We start from the raw sequence: 21,477 nt of genomic DNA on the forward strand, positions 1-21,477 counted from the left end.
ACCTATGGCTTATCAATCGCAAGACATCATTCGTCGATCCGCCACTAACGGTTTCACCCCCGCGCCTCAGGCGCGGGATCACCAGGAGGAAGTGGCCAAGCTCATCGACGTCACCACCTGTATCGGTTGTAAAGCCTGTCAGGTGGCCTGCTCAGAGTGGAACGATATCCGCGATGAAATCGGCAGCAACGTTGGGGTGTACGACAACCCCGCCGATTTGACCGCCAAATCCTGGACGGTGATGCGCTTCTCGGAAGTGGAACAAGACGACAAACTGGAGTGGCTGATCCGCAAGGATGGCTGCATGCACTGTGCCGATCCGGGCTGCCTGAAGGCGTGTCCGGCGGAAGGGGCAATCATTCAGTATGCCAACGGCATTGTCGACTTCCAGTCCGAGCAGTGCATTGGCTGCGGCTACTGCATTGCAGGCTGTCCGTTCGACGTGCCGCGCCTCAACCCGGAAGACAATCGCGTCTATAAATGTACGCTGTGCGTTGACCGTGTTGTGGTAGGACAAGAACCGGCCTGCGTGAAAACCTGCCCAACCGGCGCGATTCATTTTGGCACCAAAGAGTCGATGAAAACGCTGGCAGGCGAGCGCGTGGCAGAGCTGAAGACCCGTGGCTACGATAACGCCGGACTGTACGATCCGATAGGCGTTGGCGGTACGCACGTTATGTACGTACTGCATCATGCCGACAAGCCGAATCTGTACCATGGCCTGCCGGAAAACCCGGAAATCAGCGCCACCGTGAAGTTCTGGAAAGGCATCTGGAAACCCCTCGCAGCGGTCGGCTTTGCAGCGACATTTGCGGCCAGCATCTTCCACTACGTCGGCGTAGGTCCGAACCGTGCGGAAGAGGAAGAAGACAATCTGCATGAAGAAAAAGACGAGGTGCGCAAATGAAACGACGTGACACCATCGTGCGCTATACAGCGCCGGAACGCATCAACCACTGGGTCACCGCCTTCTGCTTCATGTTGGCGGCGATAAGCGGGCTGGGCTTTTTCTTCCCATCCTTCAACTGGCTGATGCAAATCATGGGCACCCCGCAGCTGGCGCGAATTCTGCACCCGTTTGTCGGCGTGATTATGTTTGCCTCGTTTATCATCATGTTTTTCCGTTACTGGCACCATAATCTAATCAATCGGGATGATATCTTTTGGGCGAAGAATATTCGTAAGATCGTCGTCAACGAGGAAGTAGGTGACACGGGACGTTATAACTTCGGCCAGAAATGCGTATTCTGGGCGGCGATTATCTTCCTAGTCCTGTTGCTGGTGAGCGGAGTGATCATCTGGCGCCCGTATTTTGCGCCTGCTTTCTCAATCCCGGTGATCCGATTCGCGTTAATGCTGCATTCATTTGCCGCAGTAGCGTTAATTGTGGTTATCATGGTGCACATTTACGCCGCCCTTTGGGTGAAAGGCACCATTACCGCGATGGTGGAAGGATGGGTCACCAGCTCATGGGCAAAGAAACATCACCCACGCTGGTACCGTGAAGTCCGCCAGAAACAGGAAAAGTCATCTGAATGAGTATTCGCATAATCCCGCAAGATGAGCTGGGTTCGAGCGAGAAACGCACGGCGGATATGATTCCGCCGTTATTGTTCCCCAGACTCAAAAATTTGTATAACCGCCGTGCTGAGCGTCTGCGCGAGCTGGCCGAAAACAACCCGTTGGGTGATTATCTGCGCTTTGCTGCGCTGATCGCTCATGCGCAGGAAGTGGTGCTGTACGACCATCCGCTGCAGATGGACCTGACCGCGCGCATCAAAGAAGCGAACGATCAGGGTAAACCGCCGCTGGATATCCACGTTCTGCCACGCGATAAGCACTGGCAAAAACTGCTGCAATCGTTAATTGCTGAGCTGAAACCAGAAATGAGCGGCCCTGCGTTAGCGGTGATCGAGAATCTGGAAAAAGCCTCCGAGCAAGAGCTGGAACTGATGGCCAGCGCGCTGTTTGCTTCTGATTTTGCGTCGGTCAGCAGTGATAAAGCGCCGTTCATCTGGGCCGCGCTGTCGCTCTACTGGGCACAAATGGCCAGCCTGATCCCCGGCAAAGCCCGAGCGGAATACGGTGAACAGCGCCAGTTCTGCCCGGTGTGCGGTTCGATGCCAGTCTCCAGCATGGTGCAAATCGGTACCACTCAGGGGCTGCGCTATCTGCACTGCAACCTGTGTGAAACCGAGTGGCACGTGGTGCGCGTGAAGTGCAGCAACTGCGAGCAAAGCCGTGATTTGAACTACTGGTCACTGGATAACGAACAGTCTGCGATTAAAGCTGAAAGCTGCGGCGACTGCGGGACTTACCTGAAGATTCTGTATCAGGAAAAAGACCCCAATGTCGAAGCCGTTGCCGACGACCTCGCCTCGCTGATGCTGGACGCGCACATGGAGCAAGAGGGCTTTGCCCGCAGCTCCATCAACCCGTTCCTGTTCCCGGGTGAAGGGGAGTAAGTCTACTCACAACCCGGTGAGCATTTCACGCTGCCGGGTTGTCCTTTAGACGCTTAATGCCTGAATAACTCGTCTGGAATCGTTAGCAATAGCGAACGGGGTAGAATGAAAAACAGGGATTTACCCCTACTCCTCTTCGTTTCCACCTTCTTCGTAGGCACCAAATGGTTTTGCGGGTAGCACAATGTAGGTGCCTTCAAACACCACACCTGCCGCATCATCGCCAAAGACCTCTACCTGCATCTGGACACGCGCCTTACGGCCTCTCGCCAGACGGTCAAGATCGCCACTCAGCGAACCCAGATCGGCAATGGCCGTCGGCTTGCCGGTGATCGGTCTGCTGTAGCGGATATGTGCATCGGCGAGGATAATCGTTCCGCCCAAATGGCGCTCGCGCAGCATTAGCCAGATCAGCCCCCAACCGGTTAACGTAGCCAGAGAAAACAGGCTCCCGGCAAACAGGGTATGGTGCGGGTTTTGATTGCCAGTTTCGGGCATCGTGGTAATGAATTTTTGCCCGGTATACTGCTGAATACGCACGCCCATTTTCTCGCTCAGCGGAATATGTTCGTACCAGGCTTGCTGAAGCTGTCCACACCAGTCACCGCGATGAAGAATATCATCCAGTGTGGCAATGGGCTTGATCATCAAAAAGTGGCGTACCGGCGTGGTTTGCGGCGTGGTGATTTCACCCTGGCTCACAAAACCCAGCTTGGCAAAAAATTCGACCGCATCTTCACGGGCGCTACAGGTTACGCGCTTGACTCCTTCCTGACGCGCCACAGATTCCAGGGTCATCGCCATCAGCGTGCCTAAGCCCTTCTCCTGCACGGACGGGTCTACAGCCATAAAGCGTATAGAGGCTTCGTTATCCGCATTGATATACAAACGCCCTACCGCGACCAGATTGCCCTCTTCATCCACCACCATCTGGTGGTGCGCCATCGCATCCCAGGCATCCCGCTCGGAGCCTTTTGGCTGATGCAGCGGTTTACGCAACATCTCCCAGCGAAACTGGTAGTAACGCGCCAATTCTTCTTCTGTTTGCGGTACTCGAAGGTGATACATAGTTGTATTCTCTCTTGTTACCCGCGACCACGCCGGAAGCTGGTTCATACCTGTAACCAGAACGTCACGGGGCCATCATTAACCAGTGAAACCTGCATATCCGCAGCGAATCGTCCGGTTTGCGTATTCATCTCCTGTTGGCGACAGCGCTCAACAAAGTATTCATATAACGCTTCTGCACGATCGGGCGCAGCGCCCTTTGAGAAGCCCGGGCGCATGCCCCGTTCGGTATCTGCCGCCAGCGTAAACTGTGAGACCACCAGCACGCTGCCACCCGCCTGTTGTACATTCAGGTTCATCTTACCTTCGGCATCGCTAAAAATTCGATAGCCGAGCACGCGCTCGCAAAGGCGGTTCGCTTTCTGTTCGTCATCATCCCTTTCGACACCTAATAAAACTAAAAGTCCTGGGCCAATTTCACCCGTCACCTCATCCTCCACGGTGACGCTGGCACGGGTTACGCGCTGAATCAATGCAATCATATTTATTCTGCTTCTTCTTGTTCTGCGGCTTGTTTGAGTTTGCGGTATTCACCGAGAGTGACAGTTATTTCCGCGCCTAGCAAGACGATACACCACGTCCAGTATACCCAGACGAATAAAATGGGGATCACCGCCAGCACGCCGTAGATCAACTGATAAGACGGAAACATCGTGATATAGAGTGCAAATCCTTTCTTCCCAGCTTCGAACAGCACCGCGGCGACAAAAGCGCCGATCACCGCATCACGATTGGGTACGCGTGTGGTAGGTACAATGCTGTACAGCAGCCAGAATGAGAGCCAGGAGAGCACCAGCGGCAATACCCTCAGGACGTTATCAATAACGGTATTGAGATCGCTGGCCCAGCGCAGGGACAAAAGATAAGAGCTGATCGCCAGACTGGCACCCGCCAACAACGGGCCCAGCGTTAAAATCATCCAGTACACCGCAAACGAATACACTTTGGGCCGGGCGCGTTTGCTGCGCCAAATGGTATTCAGTGCGCTGTCGATGGCATACATCAGCAACAGCGCCGTCACAATCAGCCCACATGCGCCGACGGCGGTCATTTTGTTCGAGTTCGCGACAAACTGTTCGATATAGCGCTGAATAACATCGCCGGTGGCCGGAATAAAATTAGCGAATATAAAATGTCGCAGCTGAATGCTGACGTCGGAAAACATGGGAAATGCGGCGAAAAGCGCAAAAACAACGGCGATAAGCGGCACTAACGAAAGCAACGAGACGTAAGCCAGGTTGCCCGCCAGTGTCGTCATGTTGTCCTCATCAATGCGTTGCCATAATAACTTCAGCCAGGCCCGTACAGGACGCGTATGGTGACTGGCTTTTTGATGCACGTTTTTTAGCATAACACCGTCGCGAAATAGTCAGGTATGGTCGTTTTATCAACGACCAGGATGCTGGTGATCCCTAACTGGTTAGCCCCTTCAATATTATCGGCGTTATCATCAAAAAAGACCGTATCTGCGGCAGAAAAACCTTCGGACTGCAGAACATGCTGGTAAATCCGCGCTTCGGGTTTACGCATGCCGAGTTCCTGGGAAAGATAGATATGGTCCGCAGCCTGGCGAACTTCTGGGTACTCATCCGGCCAAAATGTCGTATGCAGGCGGTTGGTATTCGACAGCACCACGACACGATGCCCCTGCTCACGCAGTTTATGCATGATGTCGATGACGTCGGGGCGTAGCGCAACAAAAACGGCCTGCCAGCCATGGGAAAACTGTTCGTAACTCAACGGCAGCGCCATGTCGTGACACAGCGCCTCGGCAAACGCCTCATCGGTTATTTCACCCCGCTCATGTTGGCGAAAAGCCTCCCCCATGGTGAAACTTTGCTTTAGCGAAGCCAGCGGGACACGGCTCAGATCGCTCCATGTGCCTAACACGCGATTGAAGTCGATATCGACAATCACATTACCCAAATCAAAGATATAGAGCATGTCCTTCTCCTTACTCGCCATGGATGAATAACTGTAGCGGGAAAGGAGAAGTTTGACTATGCGTGCGTGATGGCTTTGACGTTTCCGAGTCACCACTAGAGGGGATTACATTGCCAGAGCGTCATCCTGGGAGGGACTCACCTGCACAATTTCCACCTGCTGCGACTGGAGCAAGTTGTGCAATGCCGGACCGGGATACTCATCGGTAAACAACGCCGTCACCTGAGACACGTTACCAATCTCTACCGCTGCGGAAGCCGTGTATTTCGTATGATCGGCAGCCAGCAGAATATGCCGCGAATGGGCCATCATCGTTTTCACCACGCTGGCTTCGTTGACATCAAATTCCAGCAGCGCGCCATCGTTTTCTATCGCCCCGACGCTGGTCACCAGATAATCTGCCCGAAAATCAGCCACAAACGCGGTGGCGGAAGGGCCGATAATCCCGCTGTTGTGCGGGCGCAGCGTCCCGCCGGGCACCATTACCTCGAAGCGCGGATTGTTATACAGAATATGCGCCACCCGCAGACTGTTGGTGATAATGCGCAAATGGTTATGGTTTAACAGCGCCCGCGCCACCTGTTCAACGGTGGTACCGATGGTAATAAACACCGTTGAACCATCTGGAATATAGTCAGCCACCGCTTCTGCGATGGCTTTTTTCTCTTCCGTCCAGGAGACTTCACGCTGCTCGAACGCCGTATTAACCACGCTCGACGCTCTGCCCGCCCCACCGTGGTGACGCGTAATCAATCCCTGTTCGCTTAGTTTACGAATATCGCGACGCACGGTCTGCGTGGAAACATCCAGCAGGCTGGCCAGTTCGTCAATATTCATATAACCGCGCTCGCTAATCAGCATCAGCAGCTGATCGTGCCGCGGGTTACCGGTCAGTTCGGTAAGACTCATGAAATTTCCTCGAAAAACCATTGCCCTGGCATTTTATACAAAAAGTGACAGAAAAGATCGGGTTTGATCACAGTCAGGAATACCCGCACGTCCACCTGGCCGCGTACATTTCAGTGCCGCAACCCCGCTGGCGAACCTGACCGCGTCGCCCTGCGCGCTGCCGGAAGCCAGACTGAAGGCTAGCGCACCGTGAAACACATCCCCAGCCCCCGTCGTATCGACCACCTCCACGGCGAAGCCAGGCTGATGCTGTAACTCATTATTTTTTATCCAGTCGCAGCCTTCCCCGCCTCGCGTCACATAGACATGTCCATTTGTGAGCGTTTGTGCTTTTTTCAGTCCAGCCTCAGGTTCTTCTATCCCGGTTAGACGCGTCAGACCCGGTTCTGAGAATGCCGCATGATCGCTTAACGCCACCAACTCGCTAATGTCCTGAGGCGTAACGTCACCATCCAGCACGGTGATGACGCCCGCCTGACGCGCAAGAGTAAATGCCTGCTTTGCGCCTTCGTGCCAGCGAACATCTGCCAGCACCACGTCCCACTGGGAAAAATCAATCGCATGCAACCAGTCGGCATTCGGCAGTAAGTCCGGGCTGGGGTAGTTGACGATAATCCGCTCCCCTTTCGCATCAACCATGATTGCCGATTGCGAAGAGTTTGCTTCTGTATAGCGCCGGGTGTAGCGGGTATTTACCCCCAGGGATTCAAGCTCCGCCAGCAAGCTATTTCCGGTGTCGTCATCGCCCACACGGCCAATAAAGTCCACCTGCGCGCCCAACTTCGCCGCAGCCACTGCCGCCGTTGCGGCAGGCCCTCCCCCCACTTCCGTATAGCGCTTCGCCACATATTTCCCCCCTTCAGTCGGTAAGCCTTCTACGTAATAGATGCGATCCATCACGGCAATACCTACACAAGCAATACGAATCATGGTCATTCCTCAAATGTTTTGGATGGGATCATTTTAATTTCACAAAATGTTTAAAAAGTGACGGCTGTCAATTTTTTGACCATAAATTACAAATACGATCAAAAACAGACAGAAAAGACCGATTTTAAATGACAAAAAATGACATCCACATCTCAGGAGAAGGTTATGGCAGTTATAGCATTTATCGGATTAGGTCAGATGGGTTCACCAATGGCGAGCAACTTGCTGAAGCAGGGCCATCAGCTCAGCGTCTTTGACGTTAACCCGGATGCTGTTCAGCGCCTGGTAACACAAGGCGCACAGCCTGCCAGCACGCCAGCTCAGGCCGCAAAAGACGCAGAGTTTGTCATCACCATGCTGCCAAACGGCGATCTGGTACGCGGCGTTTTATTCGGTGAACAAGGCGTTTGTGCAAGCCTTTCCCCGCAGGCGCTGGTGATTGATATGTCGACCATTCATCCACTGCAAACCGACAAGCTGATTACCGATATGCGTGCCAGGGGCTTGTGCATGATGGATTGTCCGGTCGGACGCACTTCCGATCACGCGGTCGCGGGGACATTGCTGCTGCTGGCGGGTGGTACGGCAGAACAAGTCGAACGCGCCACACCAGTGCTGATGGCGATGGGCAGCGAACTGATTAACGCAGGCGGGCCGGGCATGGGCATCCGCGTGAAGCTTATCAACAACTATATGAGCATTGCGCTGAATGCGCTGTCTGCCGAAGCCGCCGTGCTGTGCGAGGCACTCGGTCTCTCCTTCGATGTGGCCTTGAAAGTGATGAGCGGGACCCCCGCCGGAAAAGGCCACTTCACCACCTCCTGGCCTAACAAAGTGCTGAAAGGCGATCTTTCCCCGGCCTTCATGATCGATCTGGCCCACAAAGATCTTGGTATCGCGCTGGATGTTGCCAATCAGTTGCATGTGCCGATGCCGCTGGGTGCCGCCTCACGCGAGATTTATAACCAGGCGCGCGCCGCCGGTCGTGGTCGTGAAGACTGGACCGCCATTCTTGAGCAGGTGCGCAACAGCGCCGGACTAACTGCCAAAGTAAAAATGTAACGACTGTATAAAGGAAAATTGAATGAACAATTACACCATCAAAGATATCACGCGCGCATCCGGCGGTTTTGCCATGCTGGCCGTCGACCAGCGTGAAGCCATGCGCTTAATGTTTGCCGCTGCGGGTGCGAAATCCCCGGTCAGCGACAGCGTGCTGACCGATTTCAAAGTGAATGCGGCAAAAATCCTTTCTCCTTATGCCTCGGCCATTCTGGTCGATCAGCAATTCTGTTACCGCCAGGTGGTGGAGCAAAACGCGGTAGCCAAAAGCTGCGCCATGATTGTTGCCGCCGATGCGTTTATTCCGGGCAACGGCATTCCTGTTGATAGCGTAGTGATTGATAAAAGTATCGATCCGCAGGCCGTTAAGCAAGACGGCGCCAAGGCGTTAAAACTGCTGGTGCTGTGGCGTAGCGATGAAGATGCCCAGCAGCGTCTGGATATGGTGAAAGAATTTAATGAGATGTGCCACTCCAGTGGCTTGCTGAGCATTATCGAACCGGTGGTTCGCCCGCCGCGTCGCGGCGATAAGTTCGATCGCGAGCAGGCCATTATCGATGCCGCTAAAGAGCTGGGTGACAGCGGTGCCGATCTCTACAAAGTCGAAATGCCGCTCTACGGTAAAGGCTCTCAGCAAGAGCTTCTCACTGCATCACAGCGGCTGAATGAAAACATCAATATGCCGTGGGTCATTCTCTCCTCCGGTGTGGATGAAAAACTGTTCCCTCGCGCGGTCAGCGTGGCCATGACCGCAGGCGCATCCGGCTTCCTGGCCGGGCGCGCGGTCTGGTCATCGGTTGTGGGATTACCGGATACCGAACTGATGCTGCGCGATGTTTCTGCACCGAAGTTGCAGCGTCTGGGCGATATCGTCGATGAAATGATGGCCCGCCGCCGTTAATACGAGGATCGAAGAATGAAATGGTTTAACACCTTGAGCCACAACCGCTGGCTGGAGCAGGAAACCGACCGCATCTTTAGCTTTGGCAAGAACGCAGCGGTACCGACCGGATTTGGCTGGCTGGGAAACAGTGGCCAGGTCAGAGCAGATATGGGAACGCATTTGTGGATCACCGCCCGCATGCTGCACGTCTATTCCGTTGCCGCGTCCATGGGTCGCCCCGGCGCATATCAGTTGGTCAGTCACGGGATTAACGCCCTGAACGGCGCACTGCGCGACAAACGCTACGGCGGCTGGTACGCCTGCGTCAATGACGAAGGCGTAATGGATGCCTCCAAGCAGGGCTATCAACATTTCTTTGTGTTACTCGGGGCAGCAAGCGCCGTCACTACCGGTCATCCGCAGGCCCGACAGCTGCTTGATGACGCCATCGAAGTGATTGAAAAATACTTCTGGAGTGAAGATGAGCAGATGTGCCTGGAGTCCTGGGACGAAGCCTTCAGCCAGACGGAAGATTATCGCGGCGGCAACGCCAACATGCACGCAGTTGAAGCCTTCCTGATCGTTTACGACGTCACCCACGACCGTAAATGGCTGGATCGGGCGCTGCGCATCGCGTCGGTGATTATTCACGACGTGGCCCGCAGCGGCGAGTATCGGGTCAACGAACATTTCGATTCGCAGTGGAACCCGATTCGCGATTACAACAAAGACAACCCTGCTCACCGCTTTCGCGCCTACGGCGGTACACCGGGCCACTGGATTGAGTGGGGCCGCCTGATGCTGCATCTGCATGCCGCGCTGGAAGCGCGCTTCGAAACGCCACCCGCCTGGCTGCTGGAAGATGCTAAAGGTCTGTTCCACGCCACCATCCGCGATGCCTGGGCTCCCGATGGCGCTGACGGCTTTGTTTACTCAGTGGACTGGGACGGCACACCGATCGTCCGCGAAAGAGTCCGCTGGCCGATAGTCGAAGCCATGGGTACCGCCTACGCCCTGTATACCCTCACTGGCGAGAGCCAGTACGAAACCTGGTACCAGACGTGGTGGGATTACTGCATCACCTATCTGATGGATTACGAGACCGGCTCATGGTGGCAGGAACTGGACACCGATAACAAGGTGACCACCAAAGTCTGGGACGGCAAGCAGGATATTTATCACCTGCTGCATTGTCTGGTGATCCCACGCCTGCCACTGGCTCCGGGACTTGCTCCAGCGGTTGCTGCCGGTCTTCTGGATATCAACGCAAAATAGGTCATAAGGATAGCAGCCATGCATAGCGGCGGAAAAACCGTTCATCTTCGGGCGGGTCATTACCAGGCAAAAATCGTGACGGTTGGCGCTGGGCTGGCGGAACTGACGTACCACGGACGCCATATTGTCGTCCCACATAAGCCGGAAGAGATGCCGTTGGCACATCTGGGGAAAGTGCTTATCCCGTGGCCTAATCGCGTGGCAAACGGCTGCTATCAGCATAACGGCAAGAGATTGCAGCTTGCCGTCAACGACCTTGCTTCGCAGAGCGCGATTCATGGCCTTTTAGCCTGGCGGGATTGGCAGATTAACCAGCAGTCAGCATCGGAAGTGTCGCTGACAATTTTTCTGCCGCCCTCATATGGCTACCCGTTTGCACTGGTATCAGAGGTAATTTACCGGCTGGATACTACCAACGGGCTGCACGTTTCTATTTGTACGCAGAATGTGGGCGAGGACACGGCGCCTTATGGTGCAGGAGCGCACCCCTATTTGACCTGCAATCTACAACACATCGACAGCTGTGAATTAACACTGCCGGCGAGCGAAGAAAGGTGTGATGAACGGGATTTCACTACGCCGCATTTACTCGCGCAAACCGTAATTGATCATACGTTTAGGCCCCTGTCACCCGACGCGGGATGGGAAGTCAGAATGACCAGCCGCTCGCAAAATATGTCCACCTTTTTACGCAGCCACCAGCCCTGGCTGCAGGTGTATACCGGCGAGAAATTAGCAAGGTGTGGCCTGGCAGTAGAACCCATGACCTGCCCGCCCGACGCCTTTAATTCTGGGATTAGCCTGATTCATCTCGCGCCCGGAGAAAAACACCAACTGAATTTTTTAATCGGCAGTGAATAACAGATTTCCGACAAATTACCGAATTACCCTATGTTTACGGAGACGATAATGAATTCGCTACAACAACGGTCAACCGCATTAGAAATCACCACGTTACAGGATGGCTTTGCGCTTACGTACCATCAGCGCCTGATTCTGCGCCATACCTCGCAAACCCCTTGTCTGTGGATCGGCGCAGGCGTTGCCGACATTGAGATGTTCCGCGGCAACTTCAGCATTAAAGACAAACTCAATGAGAAGATTGCCCTCACGGAGGCGACGGTCAACGAATCACTTGATGGCTGGCGGGTACATTTCAGCCGCGGCGGCGCCATCGCGGCCAGCCTGCACATCTCCACCGATGAACAGGGCCGACTGAAGCTGGATCTGCAAAACGACGATCTCAGCCACAATCGCATCTGGTTACGTCTGGCCGCCAATCCGAAAGATCATATCTACGGCTGCGGCGAGCAATTTTCTTACTTTGATTTACGCGGTAAACCGTTCCCGCTGTGGACCAGTGAACAAGGCGTGGGCCGCAACAAGAACAGCTATGTGACCTGGCAGGCAGACTGCAAAGAGAACGCCGGCGGCGACTATTACTGGACTTTCTTCCCACAGCCGACCTTCGTCAGCACGCAAAAGTACTACTGCCACGTTGATAACAGCTGCTACATGAATTTCGACTTTAGCGCGCCGGAATATCACGAGCTGGCGCTGTGGGAAGACAAAACCACCCTGCGCTTTGAGTGCGCCGACACGTATATCGCCCTGCTGGAAAAACTGACCGCGCTGTTAGGCCGCCAGCCGGCGCTGCCGGACTGGATTTACGACGGCGTCACGCTGGGTATTCAGGGCGGCACCGAGGTTTGCCAGAACAAACTGGACACCATGCGTAATGCGGGCGTGAAGGTGAATGGCATCTGGGCGCAGGACTGGTCCGGGATCCGTATGACCTCGTTTGGCAAACGCGTGATGTGGAACTGGAAGTGGAACAGCGACAACTATCCACAGCTGGATAGCCGCATTAAACAGTGGAAAGAAGAAGGCGTACAGTTCCTCTCGTATATCAATCCGTACGTTGCCAGCGATAAAGACCTCTGCGCGGAAGCGGCGGCTCGCGGCTATCTGGCAAAAAACGCCGCTGGCGGTGACTATCTGGTTGAGTTCGGCGAGTTCTACGGCGGCGTGGTCGATCTGACAAACCCGGAAGCCTACGACTGGTTCAAAGACGTCATCAAAAAGAACATGATTGAGCTCGGCTGTGGCGGCTGGATGGCGGATTTTGGCGAATATCTGCCGACCGATACGTATCTGCACAACGGTGTCAGCGCCGAGATCATGCATAACGCCTGGCCTGCACTGTGGGCGAAGTGTAACTACGAAGCGTTACAGGAAACCGGCAAGCTCGGCGAGATCCTGTTCTTTATGCGTGCGGGTTACACCGGCAGCCAGAAGTACTCCACCATGATGTGGGCAGGCGACCAAAACGTTGACTGGAGTCTCGACGATGGTCTGGCTTCAGTCGTGCCTGCCGCACTTTCGCTGGCAATGACCGGTCACGGCCTGCACCACAGCGATATCGGCGGTTATACCACCCTGTTTGAGATGAAGCGCACGAAAGAGCTGCTGCTGCGCTGGTGCGACTTCAGCGCCTTCACACCAATGATGCGCACCCACGAAGGCAACCGTCCGGGCGATAACTGGCAGTTTGATGGTGATGCAGAAACCATCGCCCATTTTGCCCGCATGACTACCGTGTTCACCACCCTGAAACCGTATCTGAAGCAGGCCGTCGCGCAAAACAGCGCCACCGGACTGCCGGTGATGCGCCCGCTGTTCCTGCATTATGAAGACGATGCCACCACCTACACCCTGAAATACCAGTACCTACTGGGTCAGGATCTACTGGTTGCGCCGGTTCACGAACAGGGTAAGCGCGACTGGACGCTGTATCTGCCAGAGGACAGCTGGGTCAACGTCTGGACCGGGGAAACTTACCAAGGTGGCGAAATTACCGTTGATGCGCCTATTGGCAAACCTCCGGTCTTCTATCGCGCGAAGAGTGAGTGGGCATCACTGTTTGCAACTTTACGCAGTATCTAATCAGGCTCGCCCGCGCGGAAACACGCGGGCAAATGAGGGATAATCATGAGTCAGAATACAGCCAATCCGGCAACCCTACGCTTACCTTTTAAAGAAAAACTCGCCTATGGGATGGGTGATTTAGGTTCCAATATCCTGCTGGATATTGGCACGCTCTATTTACTCAAGTTTTATACCGATGTTCTTGGTTTACCAGGAACTTACGGCGGTATCATTTTCCTTATCGCCAAGTTTTTTACCGCGTTTACCGATATGGGTACCGGGATTATGCTCGATTCGCGACGTAAAATCGGTCCGAAGGGCAAATTCCGTCCGTTCGTGCTTTACGCAGCTTTCCCGGTTACGCTCCTGGCTATCGCCAACTTCGTCGGTACGCCATTTGAAATCACCGGAAAAACGGTGATGGCAACGGTGCTGTTTATGCTGTACGGACTGTTCTTCAGTATGATGAACTGCTCTTACGGCGCGATGGTGCCCGCAATAACGAAAAACCCGGATGAACGAGCTTCCCTTGCCGCCTGGCGCCAGGGCGGTGCCACACTCGGCCTGCTGCTGTGCACCGTCGGCTTTGTGCCGGTGATGAACCTGATCGAAGGTAACTCGCAGCTGGGTTATATCTTCGCCGCCACGCTATTCTCCCTGTTCGGCCTGCTGTTTATGTGGCTGTGCTATGCGGGTGTGAAAGAGCGCTACGTCGAAGTAAAGCCGGTAGATGCAACGCAAAAGCCGGGATTACTGCAATCCTTTCGCGCCATCGCCGGCAACCGCCCGCTGTTTATTCTGTGCATTGCCAACCTGTGCACGCTCGGCGCGTTTAACGTCAAGCTGGCGATCCAGGTCTATTACACCCAGTACGTATTGAACGACCCGATCCTGCTCTCCTGGATGGGCTTCTTCAGCATGGGCTGTATCTTCATCGGCGTATTTTTGATGCCGGGAATGGTCAGACGCTTTGGTAAGAAGAAGGTCTATATCGGCGGCCTGCTGATTTGGGTGGCGGGCGATCTGCTCAACTACTTCTTTGGCGGCGGGTCGGTGAGCTTTGTCGCCTTCTCCTGTCTGGCCTTCTTTGGTTCGGCGTTTGTTAACAGCCTGAACTGGGCGCTGGTCTCTGACACGGTGGAATATGGTGAATGGCGCACCGGCGTGCGCTCTGAAGGGACGGTATACACCGGATTCACCTTCTTCCGTAAAGTCTCGCAGGCGCTGGCGGGGTTCTTCCCCGGTTGGATGCTGACGCAGATTGGCTACGTGCCTAACGTGGTGCAATCGGCGGGTACCGTCGAAGGTTTACGCCAGCTGATTTTTATTTATCCGTGCGCCCTGGCAGTCATCACCATCGTGGCAATGGGCTGCTTCTACAACCTTAACGAGAAGATGTATGTCCGTATCGTTGAAGAGATAGAAGCGCGTAAACAACCCGTTTGATAATAATAATGAATAGCGCCCTACGGGGCGTTATTAAGGAGCGATTATGTCTGACCATGATCCGCTAACGTTAAAACTGAGCCTGCGTGAAAAACTCGCCTACGGAGTGGGTGACTTCGGCTCAAATTTGATGCTGTGTATCGGCACGCTGTATCTGCTTAAATTTTATACCGATGAGCTTGGGATGCCTGCATATTACGGTGGGATAATCTTTCTGGTGGCGAAGTTCTTCACCGCCTTCACCGATATGCTGACCGGCGTATTACTGGACTCACGGCGTAATATTGGCGTAAAAGGGAAATTCAGACCCTTTATTTTATATGCGTCGTTTCCTGTCGCCCTGGTTGCCAGCGCGCAGTTTTTAGCCACCGATTTTACGCTAACGGTAAAAACGGGACTGGCAACGGTGCTGTTTATGCTGTTTGGCCTGTTCTATAGCCTGATGAACTGCTCTTACGGGGCGATGGTTCCCGCCATCACCAAAAACCCGCATGAGCGCGCCCAGCTTGCAGCCTGGCGTCAGGGTGGCGCCACGGTCGGACTGCTGCTGTGTACCGTGGGCTTTATGCCGATTCAGGCGCTGTTTACCAGCACACCTTCGCTTGGCTATCTGATTGCTGCGCTGATCTTCTCGGTTTGCGGTTTGTTCTGTATGTGGTGGTGCTTTAGCGGGGTGAAAGAGCGCTATATCGAAATCATGCCGGACCATCATAAGCCCAGTATTCTCAAATCGTTCCGCGCGATTTTCCGTAACCCTCCCCTACTGGTGCTGTGTATCGCCAACTTGTGTACGCTGGCGGCATTCAACATCAAGCTGGCGATTCAAGTTTATTACACCCAGTACGTGCTCAACGATATCCATCTGTTGTCATGGATGGGTTTTTTCAGTATGGGATGCATTCTGATTGGCGTACTGCTGGTGCCTACAACCGTGAAACGCTTCGGTAAAAAACAGGTTTATCTCGGCGGCCTGGCATTGTGGGCCCTCGGCGATGTGCTGAACTTTTTCTGGGGCGGGACGTCGTTCTTGTTTGTGACTTTCTCATGCATGGCCTTCTTCGGTACCGCTTTTGTTAACAGCCTGAACTGGGCGCTGGTCCCAGATACCGTTGACTACGGTGAATGGAAAACCGGGATTCGTGCCGAGGGGTCGGTCTATACCGGTTATACCTTTTCACGAAAAATTTCTGCTGCGCTGGCGGGTTTCTTGCCGGGTATTATGCTGACGCAAATCGGCTATGTCCCCAACATAGTCCAGAGCGAGGCCACCTTGCTCGGTTTGCGCCAGCTTATTTTTCTCTGGCCATGCGGGCTTGCCATCATCGCAGCCTTCACCATGGGTTTATTTTATAAACTCAATGAAACTCGCTTTGCTTTTATTATCGAGGAAATCAGTCAACGGAAGAAAAGCAATTTCAAACCTGATACTGAGAGTCATAAAAAGAATACCTCTGTTGTAAACGTATAAAAATAATTGCCGCTTTCTCCATCTCTATGGATGGCGGCTTCCCTACGCTTATAAAATGGATTTATTATGAAAAAATTGAATACAATAATTCTTTTATCCTCTGTCGTCTCCACCTCTGTTTTTGCCGGTGCCTATGTGGAAAACCGCGAGGCATATAATCTGGCATCCGATCAGATGGAAGTCATGCTGCGCGTTGGCTATAATTCCGATATGGGTGCGGGTATCATGCTCACGAATACCTACACCATGCAACGCAAAGATGAGTTAAAACATGGCTATAACGAAATAGAAGGCTGGTATCCATTATTCAAGCCGACAGATAAACTAACTATTCAACCCGGTGGACTGATTAACGATAAGAGTATTGGTTCTGGCGGCGCAGTATATCTGGATGTGAATTATAAGTTTACGCCCTGGTTTAACCTTACGGTACGTAATCGATATAATCATAACAACTACAGCTCAACCGATTTAAACGGCGATCTGGATAACAACGATACCTATGAGATCGGTAACTATTGGAACTTTAGCATTACGGATAAGTTTTCCTATACGTTTGAGCCGCACTACTTTATGCGAGTAAATGATTTTAATAGTAGTAATGGTAAAGACCATCATTGGGAAATTACCAATACCTTTAAATATCGCATCAACGAGCACTGGCTGCCCTATCTTGAATTACGCTGGTTAGATCGTAATGTGGAACCCTACCACAGGGAACAAAATCAGATTCGTGTCGGGGCAAAGTATTTCTTCTAAATAGCTGCGCGGAATAGTAGATCACTTTAAGGGAACTCAGCCCGGATTGTGCGATCTGATCAATCGCCAACCGGACTGAGCGATGCCGATCATAGCACCAATTTCCCGTGACGAACGACGCCTGATGCAGAAAGCAATCCATAAAACGCACGATAAAAATTATGCCCGCAGGCTGACGGCCATACTGATGCTGCATCGGGGCGACCGCGTCAGCGACGTTGCCAGAACGCTCTGCTGTGCCCGTTCCTCCGTCGGACGCTGGATTAACTGGTTCACGCTGTCGGGTGTTGCAGGACTGAAATCATTACCTGCCGGACGAACCCGTCGCTGGCCTTTTGAGCATATCTGCACGTTATTACGTGAGCTGGTAAAACATGCTCCCGGCGATTTTGGCTACCAGCGCTCACGCTGGAGTACAGAACTTCTGGCAATAAAAATCAATGAGATAACCGGCTGCCAGTTACATGCCGGAACCGTTCGCCGCTGGTTGCCGTCTGCGGGGCTTGTGTGGCGAAGGGCCGCGCCAACTCTGCGTATCCGTGCCCCGCATAAAGATGAAAAGATGGCGGCAATCCACAAAGCACTGGACGAATGCAGCGCAGAGCATCCGGTCTTTTATGAAGATGAGGTGGATATCCATCTTAATCCCAAAATCGGTGCGGACTGGCAGCTGCGCGGACAACAAAAACGGGTAGTGACGCCGGGGCAGAATGAAAAATATTATCTGGCCGGAGCGCTGCACAGCGGGACAGGTAAAGTCAGCTACGTGGGCGGCAACAGCAAAAGTTCGGCGCTGTTCATCAGCCTGCTGAAGCGGCTTAAAGCGACGTACCGTCGGGCGAAAACTATCACGCTGATCGTGGACAACTACATTATCCACAAAAGCCGGGAAACACAGCGCTGGCTGAAGGAGAACCCGAAGTTCAGGGTCATTTATCAGCCGGTTTACTCGCCATGGGTGAATCATGTGGAACGGCTATAGCAGGCGCTTCACGACACAATAACGCGCAATCATCAGTGCCGCTCAATGTGGCAACTGTTGAAAAAAGTTCGCCATTTTATGGAAACCGTCAGCCCATTCCCTGGAGGCAAACATGGGCTGGCAAAAGTGTAGCGGTATTAGGCGCAGCTATTTAGCTCCCTCTATTGATAAAAAAGCCGCTGACAATCAGCGGCTTTTTCATACTACCTGACGTAAACGCGCATCACGCCTGTTCCGCTTGCAGCATTTTCTTTCTTTCACTGATTCGCTTAACCAGCAGAACAGATGCAATCGCCCCACAGAAAGCGAAGCAGGCCATAATACCAAACACAATTTTGTAGCCGATGAGCCCTGGGTTCAAATCCAGAATATATCCGTACATACTGAAGCAGAACATCGCCGGGGCATAACCGATAAAGCTGCCCAGCGCCATTGCCGCACCCGTTTGATTCTCTGCGATTTTGGCCTCACCAATCGGGGCAAAGAATACAGCGCGCTGAGTAAATACGATGGCGCCGAAGCCCAGCGTACACACCATGCCTAAATAAACGGGCATACTTTCATGCGGCAGAACGATCAGCAGCAACAGTGCCACTGTGCTGAGCATAAATGTGTAGCATAAATATTTACTCGGTGATTTCAGGATTTTATCTGAGATCAGTCCACCAATCGGGCCACCAACCATTTTCAGGCAATATTGGTTAATAATCCCATAAGCCCCCACCAGCGCGACGGGCAGCATATAAATGTTTTTCAGGAATGGGATAAAGAACGTCAATCCACAATACACGGCATAAACAAAGAAGACGTTAAACGCGATTAACCAAATAGTCTTATCTTTCAGAACTGACGACATGCTTGGATTTTTCGGCGCATCTTCAGCATCATGGATTTTTGCGGCGGGGATTTCCTCTTTATCGTTCAGAACAAAGAAGATGATGATCCCGACCATAATGACAATTGCAGAGTAGAACCAGATACCGGCCTTGAACCCCAACAGACCACTGCCAAACCAGGCAAAGACGGCCAGTGCAGAAAATGCGACAACCGTATCCACAATACCGCGGCCCGTTTCAAAAAAGCCGAACAGACGCCCTTGTTGTTCGCTGTTGCCGAGTCGGCTAACGGATTTTAATAACACCGGCCAGTTCATCATGTCGCAGGTAACACCAAATAACGCCCAGACAAAGAGGATCCCCCAATAGCCAGGCATGGTGGTCAAATAAACCCCCAGCAGCCCCGTGGCAATAAGGGAAAGAGACATAGTGTATTTACGTGGAAGTTTGTCTGCAAAATAAATAGATAAGAAAAAACCTATGGTAGTTACAAATGAGTTCACTGACATCGCGTTACCAATCTGACCGTTAGTCAAATGGAAGTATTCCTGCATCGGAATATAGAACGCATCTTTCAGTGAGGGTAATTTGTAAATTGTACCGCCACACAGCGTTAACAGGCTAAAAAGCGCCCATTTCTTTTTTGTGAGCATAGCATCCCCTAAATGATTTATTTAATCATTTGTTTTAAATATAAAAATACGCCCATTCATCAGGAATGGACTATGAATTCTAAATAAAGGCGTTAGATATTAATAATGAGTTAGAATGTGATGCGCCTCATTTTTAATTTGTTGTAGCACGCTACGCACAAATTGTATTTGTTGGATGGCATCATTTTTTTCTTTAATCAAACGTTCTTCGAGAAGTTCTGGCTCCGGTAGCGGTGTTTCGCTCATCTGGCGCCATGGGATCCAGGGGTTATCTCCTTCATTGTCGAAACGAAATGCCGGGGCGTAATAATCCACTTCTTCTTCCAGTCCGTAAGCCGTTACCTGCGGCTTCTCATCACCTAAGCAAATAAGTTTGGTCAGCAGATCTTTAAACGGCATATCCCCTTGACCCGAAGTACAGGCTTTATGGCCCAGTCCCGCATTCTCATTTACAATTAATGCATCTTTAATATGCACCTGGGTAATATGCGGAGACATTGTGTCTAACGCCGTCAACGGATGCTCATTGGCATTGATCATATTAGCAAAATCAAACAGTAAAGAGAGCGACTCCATATCACTGTTCTGAACTAACGATACCAATTCATGACTCTTTAAATCCTCATGCTGCTCTAAGGTAAAGGTCAGTCCGCTATCCTGATAGCAATCGCGCAAATATTTGATATCCTGCGTAATGATTGCAAGCACCTCTTGAAGATTACCTTCGTAGCGCGGGTAAAACCTCACCGAAGAGGCGCCTGTTTTTAATGCGATAGCGACAGCCTGGTCAATAGCTTTTTTATCAGAAGAACTGGTCTCGATATGCAGATCAAGCTGTAGCTGACGCGCTTTGTCGCCAAATGCTGACAGTGCTTCATCATTCATATTTTCAAGAGAATAGCGTTCACCATCAAGGACGTGGATTTTCACCCCACGCAGATTATTTTCACTGGCAATATCTAATAAATCATTCGGTAATATGCGTTCAACGCGCATATTCAAATGATAAGCATAAGCGTGAAGATAAAGAGGAAGATTATCTACCCGCGCCAGAATTTTATGTGCATTGTCTTTAGTGACCATAAACGTACCTACAAGTTAATGAAGAGATCAACTGCTTCAAATCGCCAATACTCAATATCTATTTGTACGATATTTCCATCACTGTCAGCCCGGTGTTTTTCAATAAGAATGGCGGGCATTCCAGTCGAACCGCCAATAAACTTGCTAATGTCGCCGGCCATTCTGACAGGTTTAAAAGCCAGTTTTTTGATTACCGTTTCTTTTTTATATTCATTTTCCCATACCGAAGAAAATGACTGGCTTTCAAGCTGCTCAATAAATCCCGGTGCGACCTTCGGGTTGATAAACGTTTCATGATAGAAAACTTTATGCCCTTCCAGCGCTCCCCAGCCCGTTATCCGATACAGTTCATCAGACGGTGTTGCTGACACCAACGGCGCGGCAACGTCCGGGTACTGAGAAACCCGGCTTTTCTCGATAAATCCCCAGGAAGGCTCTCTACCCTGCTCGAGCGCGGCGCGCTGAAAGCTTGCTGACAATTCCGGGCTGTAGTTAAAGCGTGCCTGGGTAACGAACCACCCTTTGCGATCCTTACGAAAGATTTTGGATTCAGACTCCAGGTTTAATAGCGCCTGACGTAACGTCATGCGCTTGATCCCCAGCAACTCTCCCAACTCCCTTTCCGAGGGCAGTTTTCCGCCCGGAGTGGTGATCCCATCTTTTAACCAACGATCTAACTTCTCTTTCGCATTCTCAACGGTCGACTGATTACTCGTCATTGTTTAATTCACTTGGTTTAAACCAGATGGTTTAATCATACGCTGACGATGAAAAAGAAAGCAAACA

Annotated in this window: 20 protein-coding genes and 1 pseudogene; 12 read left to right on the forward strand and 9 right to left on the reverse strand. The window is 52.2% G+C overall.

Features of this window, described 5'->3' with window-relative positions; genetic code table 11:
• Positions 1-4: 4 nt before the first annotated feature.
• The 3 genes from fdoH to fdhE are packed head-to-tail and all read left to right on the forward strand — an operon-like array spanning position 5 to position 2,465.
• A complete protein-coding gene (gene fdoH / locus M2374_RS20495; RefSeq protein WP_115259809.1) occupies positions 5-907 on the forward strand; it encodes a formate dehydrogenase O subunit beta in 903 nt (300 codons plus the stop codon).
• A complete protein-coding gene (fdoI, locus tag M2374_RS20500; protein ID WP_096758858.1) occupies positions 904-1,539 on the forward strand; it encodes a formate dehydrogenase cytochrome b556 subunit in 636 nt (211 codons plus the stop codon). The genes fdoH and fdoI overlap by 4 nt, the downstream gene beginning before the upstream one ends.
• Positions 1,536-2,465, forward strand: a complete 930-nt coding sequence (gene fdhE, locus M2374_RS20505; protein ID WP_096758859.1) for a formate dehydrogenase accessory protein FdhE — start codon at positions 1,536-1,538, stop codon at positions 2,463-2,465. The genes fdoI and fdhE overlap by 4 nt, the downstream gene beginning before the upstream one ends.
• 126 nt (positions 2,466-2,591) lie before the next feature.
• Here the strand turns inward: fdhE and fabY are convergent, their stop codons facing one another.
• From fabY to M2374_RS20535, 6 genes are all read right to left on the reverse strand, one after another.
• Entirely contained in the window at positions 2,592-3,533 is a 942-nt protein-coding gene (gene fabY / locus M2374_RS20510; RefSeq protein ID WP_153064726.1) for a fatty acid biosynthesis protein FabY, read from the reverse strand.
• A 44-nt stretch (positions 3,534-3,577) separates the two neighbouring features.
• Positions 3,578-4,015 (reverse strand): D-aminoacyl-tRNA deacylase, encoded by a 438-nt coding sequence (gene dtd / locus M2374_RS20515; protein WP_096758864.1) that lies wholly within the window; start codon positions 4,013-4,015, stop codon positions 3,578-3,580.
• Between the two features lie 2 nt (positions 4,016-4,017).
• On the reverse strand, positions 4,018-4,884 hold the full coding sequence (locus M2374_RS20520; protein WP_181688588.1) for a virulence factor BrkB family protein: 867 nt from the start codon (positions 4,882-4,884) through the stop codon (positions 4,018-4,020).
• Positions 4,878-5,477, reverse strand: coding sequence for a glucose-1-phosphatase (gene yihX, locus M2374_RS20525; RefSeq protein ID WP_096758866.1), 600 nt, complete (start codon positions 5,475-5,477; stop codon positions 4,878-4,880). The genes M2374_RS20520 and yihX overlap by 7 nt, the downstream gene beginning before the upstream one ends.
• Before the next feature lie 105 nt (positions 5,478-5,582).
• The gene (locus tag M2374_RS20530) at positions 5,583-6,386 is read right to left on the reverse strand and encodes a DeoR/GlpR family DNA-binding transcription regulator (protein ID WP_096758867.1); all 804 of its coding nucleotides are present in this window, start codon (positions 6,384-6,386) and stop codon (positions 5,583-5,585) included.
• Positions 6,387-6,419: 33 nt separating this feature from the next.
• Positions 6,420-7,316, reverse strand: coding sequence for a sugar kinase (locus M2374_RS20535; RefSeq protein WP_181688589.1), 897 nt, complete (start codon positions 7,314-7,316; stop codon positions 6,420-6,422).
• A gap of 165 nt (positions 7,317-7,481) precedes the next feature.
• Between M2374_RS20535 and yihU the strand changes: the two genes are divergently transcribed.
• The 9 genes and pseudogenes from yihU (at position 7,482) to M2374_RS20580 (ending at position 18,251) form a co-directional block, all read left to right on the forward strand.
• On the forward strand, positions 7,482-8,378 hold the full coding sequence (gene yihU, locus M2374_RS20540; protein ID WP_181688590.1) for a sulfolactaldehyde 3-reductase: 897 nt from the start codon (positions 7,482-7,484) through the stop codon (positions 8,376-8,378).
• 22 nt (positions 8,379-8,400) lie between these two features.
• On the forward strand, positions 8,401-9,279 hold the full coding sequence (gene yihT, locus M2374_RS20545; protein ID WP_117343640.1) for a sulfofructosephosphate aldolase: 879 nt from the start codon (positions 8,401-8,403) through the stop codon (positions 9,277-9,279).
• 15 nt (positions 9,280-9,294) lie between these two features.
• A complete protein-coding gene (gene yihS, locus M2374_RS20550; protein ID WP_181688591.1) occupies positions 9,295-10,536 on the forward strand; it encodes a sulfoquinovose isomerase in 1,242 nt (413 codons plus the stop codon).
• Between the two features lie 3 nt (positions 10,537-10,539).
• Positions 10,540-11,397: an aldose-1-epimerase gene (locus M2374_RS20555; RefSeq protein ID WP_117343638.1), complete on the forward strand. Its 858-nt coding sequence runs from the start codon at positions 10,540-10,542 to the stop codon at positions 11,395-11,397.
• Between the two features lie 48 nt (positions 11,398-11,445).
• The gene (locus tag M2374_RS20560; protein ID WP_181688592.1) at positions 11,446-13,482 is read left to right on the forward strand and encodes an alpha-glucosidase; all 2,037 of its coding nucleotides are present in this window, start codon (positions 11,446-11,448) and stop codon (positions 13,480-13,482) included.
• A 45-nt stretch (positions 13,483-13,527) separates the two neighbouring features.
• A complete protein-coding gene (locus M2374_RS20565) occupies positions 13,528-14,910 on the forward strand; it encodes an MFS transporter (RefSeq protein ID WP_117343636.1) in 1,383 nt (460 codons plus the stop codon).
• 46 nt (positions 14,911-14,956) lie between these two features.
• Positions 14,957-16,378 carry an MFS transporter gene (locus M2374_RS20570; protein ID WP_181688593.1) on the forward strand — a complete coding sequence of 474 codons (1,422 nt, stop codon included), beginning with the start codon at positions 14,957-14,959 and terminating at the stop codon, positions 16,376-16,378.
• A gap of 66 nt (positions 16,379-16,444) precedes the next feature.
• Entirely contained in the window at positions 16,445-17,137 is a 693-nt protein-coding gene (ompL, locus tag M2374_RS20575) for a porin OmpL (protein WP_174361459.1), read from the forward strand.
• An 82-nt stretch (positions 17,138-17,219) separates the two neighbouring features.
• A pseudogene (locus M2374_RS20580) lies at positions 17,220-18,251 on the forward strand (IS630 family transposase).
• Between the two features lie 91 nt (positions 18,252-18,342).
• Here M2374_RS20580 and M2374_RS20585 read toward each other — a convergent pair.
• From M2374_RS20585 to M2374_RS20595, 3 genes are all read right to left on the reverse strand, one after another.
• Complete coding sequence (locus M2374_RS20585; RefSeq protein ID WP_096758879.1) at positions 18,343-19,608, reverse strand: MFS transporter; 1,266 nt, start codon at positions 19,606-19,608, stop codon at positions 18,343-18,345.
• Positions 19,609-19,707: 99 nt separating this feature from the next.
• Positions 19,708-20,691 (reverse strand): sugar phosphate isomerase/epimerase, encoded by a 984-nt coding sequence (locus tag M2374_RS20590; protein WP_096758880.1) that lies wholly within the window; start codon positions 20,689-20,691, stop codon positions 19,708-19,710.
• Positions 20,692-20,699: 8 nt separating this feature from the next.
• Positions 20,700-21,410, reverse strand: a complete 711-nt coding sequence (locus M2374_RS20595) for a GntR family transcriptional regulator (RefSeq protein ID WP_096758881.1) — start codon at positions 21,408-21,410, stop codon at positions 20,700-20,702.
• Between the last annotated feature and the right edge of the window lie 67 nt (positions 21,411-21,477).

The sequence above is a fragment of the Citrobacter sp. JUb117 genome, assembly GCF_024809055.1.
In the GTDB taxonomy this organism is placed as follows: Bacteria; Pseudomonadota; Gammaproteobacteria; order Enterobacterales; family Enterobacteriaceae; genus Citrobacter; species Citrobacter gillenii.

Bases quoted from the DNA above. Each gene is read 5' to 3' on its own strand.
- fabY (WP_153064726.1), bottom strand. From the start codon at position 3,533: ATGTATCACCTTCGAGTACCGCAAACAGAAGAAGAATTGGCGCGTTAC.
- yihX (WP_096758866.1), bottom strand. From the start codon at position 5,477: ATGCTCTATATCTTTGATTTGGGTAATGTGATTGTCGATATCGACTTC.
- fdoI (WP_096758858.1), top strand. From the start codon at position 904: ATGAAACGACGTGACACCATCGTGCGCTATACAGCGCCGGAACGCATC.
- M2374_RS20585 (WP_096758879.1), bottom strand. From the start codon at position 19,608: ATGCTCACAAAAAAGAAATGGGCGCTTTTTAGCCTGTTAACGCTGTGT.
- fdoH (WP_115259809.1), top strand. From the start codon at position 5: ATGGCTTATCAATCGCAAGACATCATTCGTCGATCCGCCACTAACGGT.
- M2374_RS20560 (WP_181688592.1), top strand. From the start codon at position 11,446: ATGAATTCGCTACAACAACGGTCAACCGCATTAGAAATCACCACGTTA.
- M2374_RS20530 (WP_096758867.1), bottom strand. From the start codon at position 6,386: ATGAGTCTTACCGAACTGACCGGTAACCCGCGGCACGATCAGCTGCTG.
- M2374_RS20595 (WP_096758881.1), bottom strand. From the start codon at position 21,410: ATGACGAGTAATCAGTCGACCGTTGAGAATGCGAAAGAGAAGTTAGAT.
- dtd (WP_096758864.1), bottom strand. From the start codon at position 4,015: ATGATTGCATTGATTCAGCGCGTAACCCGTGCCAGCGTCACCGTGGAG.
- M2374_RS20535 (WP_181688589.1), bottom strand. From the start codon at position 7,316: ATGATTCGTATTGCTTGTGTAGGTATTGCCGTGATGGATCGCATCTAT.
- fdhE (WP_096758859.1), top strand. From the start codon at position 1,536: ATGAGTATTCGCATAATCCCGCAAGATGAGCTGGGTTCGAGCGAGAAA.
- ompL (WP_174361459.1), top strand. From the start codon at position 16,445: ATGAAAAAATTGAATACAATAATTCTTTTATCCTCTGTCGTCTCCACC.
- M2374_RS20520 (WP_181688588.1), bottom strand. From the start codon at position 4,884: ATGCTAAAAAACGTGCATCAAAAAGCCAGTCACCATACGCGTCCTGTA.
- M2374_RS20590 (WP_096758880.1), bottom strand. From the start codon at position 20,691: ATGGTCACTAAAGACAATGCACATAAAATTCTGGCGCGGGTAGATAAT.
- yihS (WP_181688591.1), top strand. From the start codon at position 9,295: ATGAAATGGTTTAACACCTTGAGCCACAACCGCTGGCTGGAGCAGGAA.
- yihT (WP_117343640.1), top strand. From the start codon at position 8,401: ATGAACAATTACACCATCAAAGATATCACGCGCGCATCCGGCGGTTTT.
- M2374_RS20565 (WP_117343636.1), top strand. From the start codon at position 13,528: ATGAGTCAGAATACAGCCAATCCGGCAACCCTACGCTTACCTTTTAAA.
- M2374_RS20570 (WP_181688593.1), top strand. From the start codon at position 14,957: ATGTCTGACCATGATCCGCTAACGTTAAAACTGAGCCTGCGTGAAAAA.
- yihU (WP_181688590.1), top strand. From the start codon at position 7,482: ATGGCAGTTATAGCATTTATCGGATTAGGTCAGATGGGTTCACCAATG.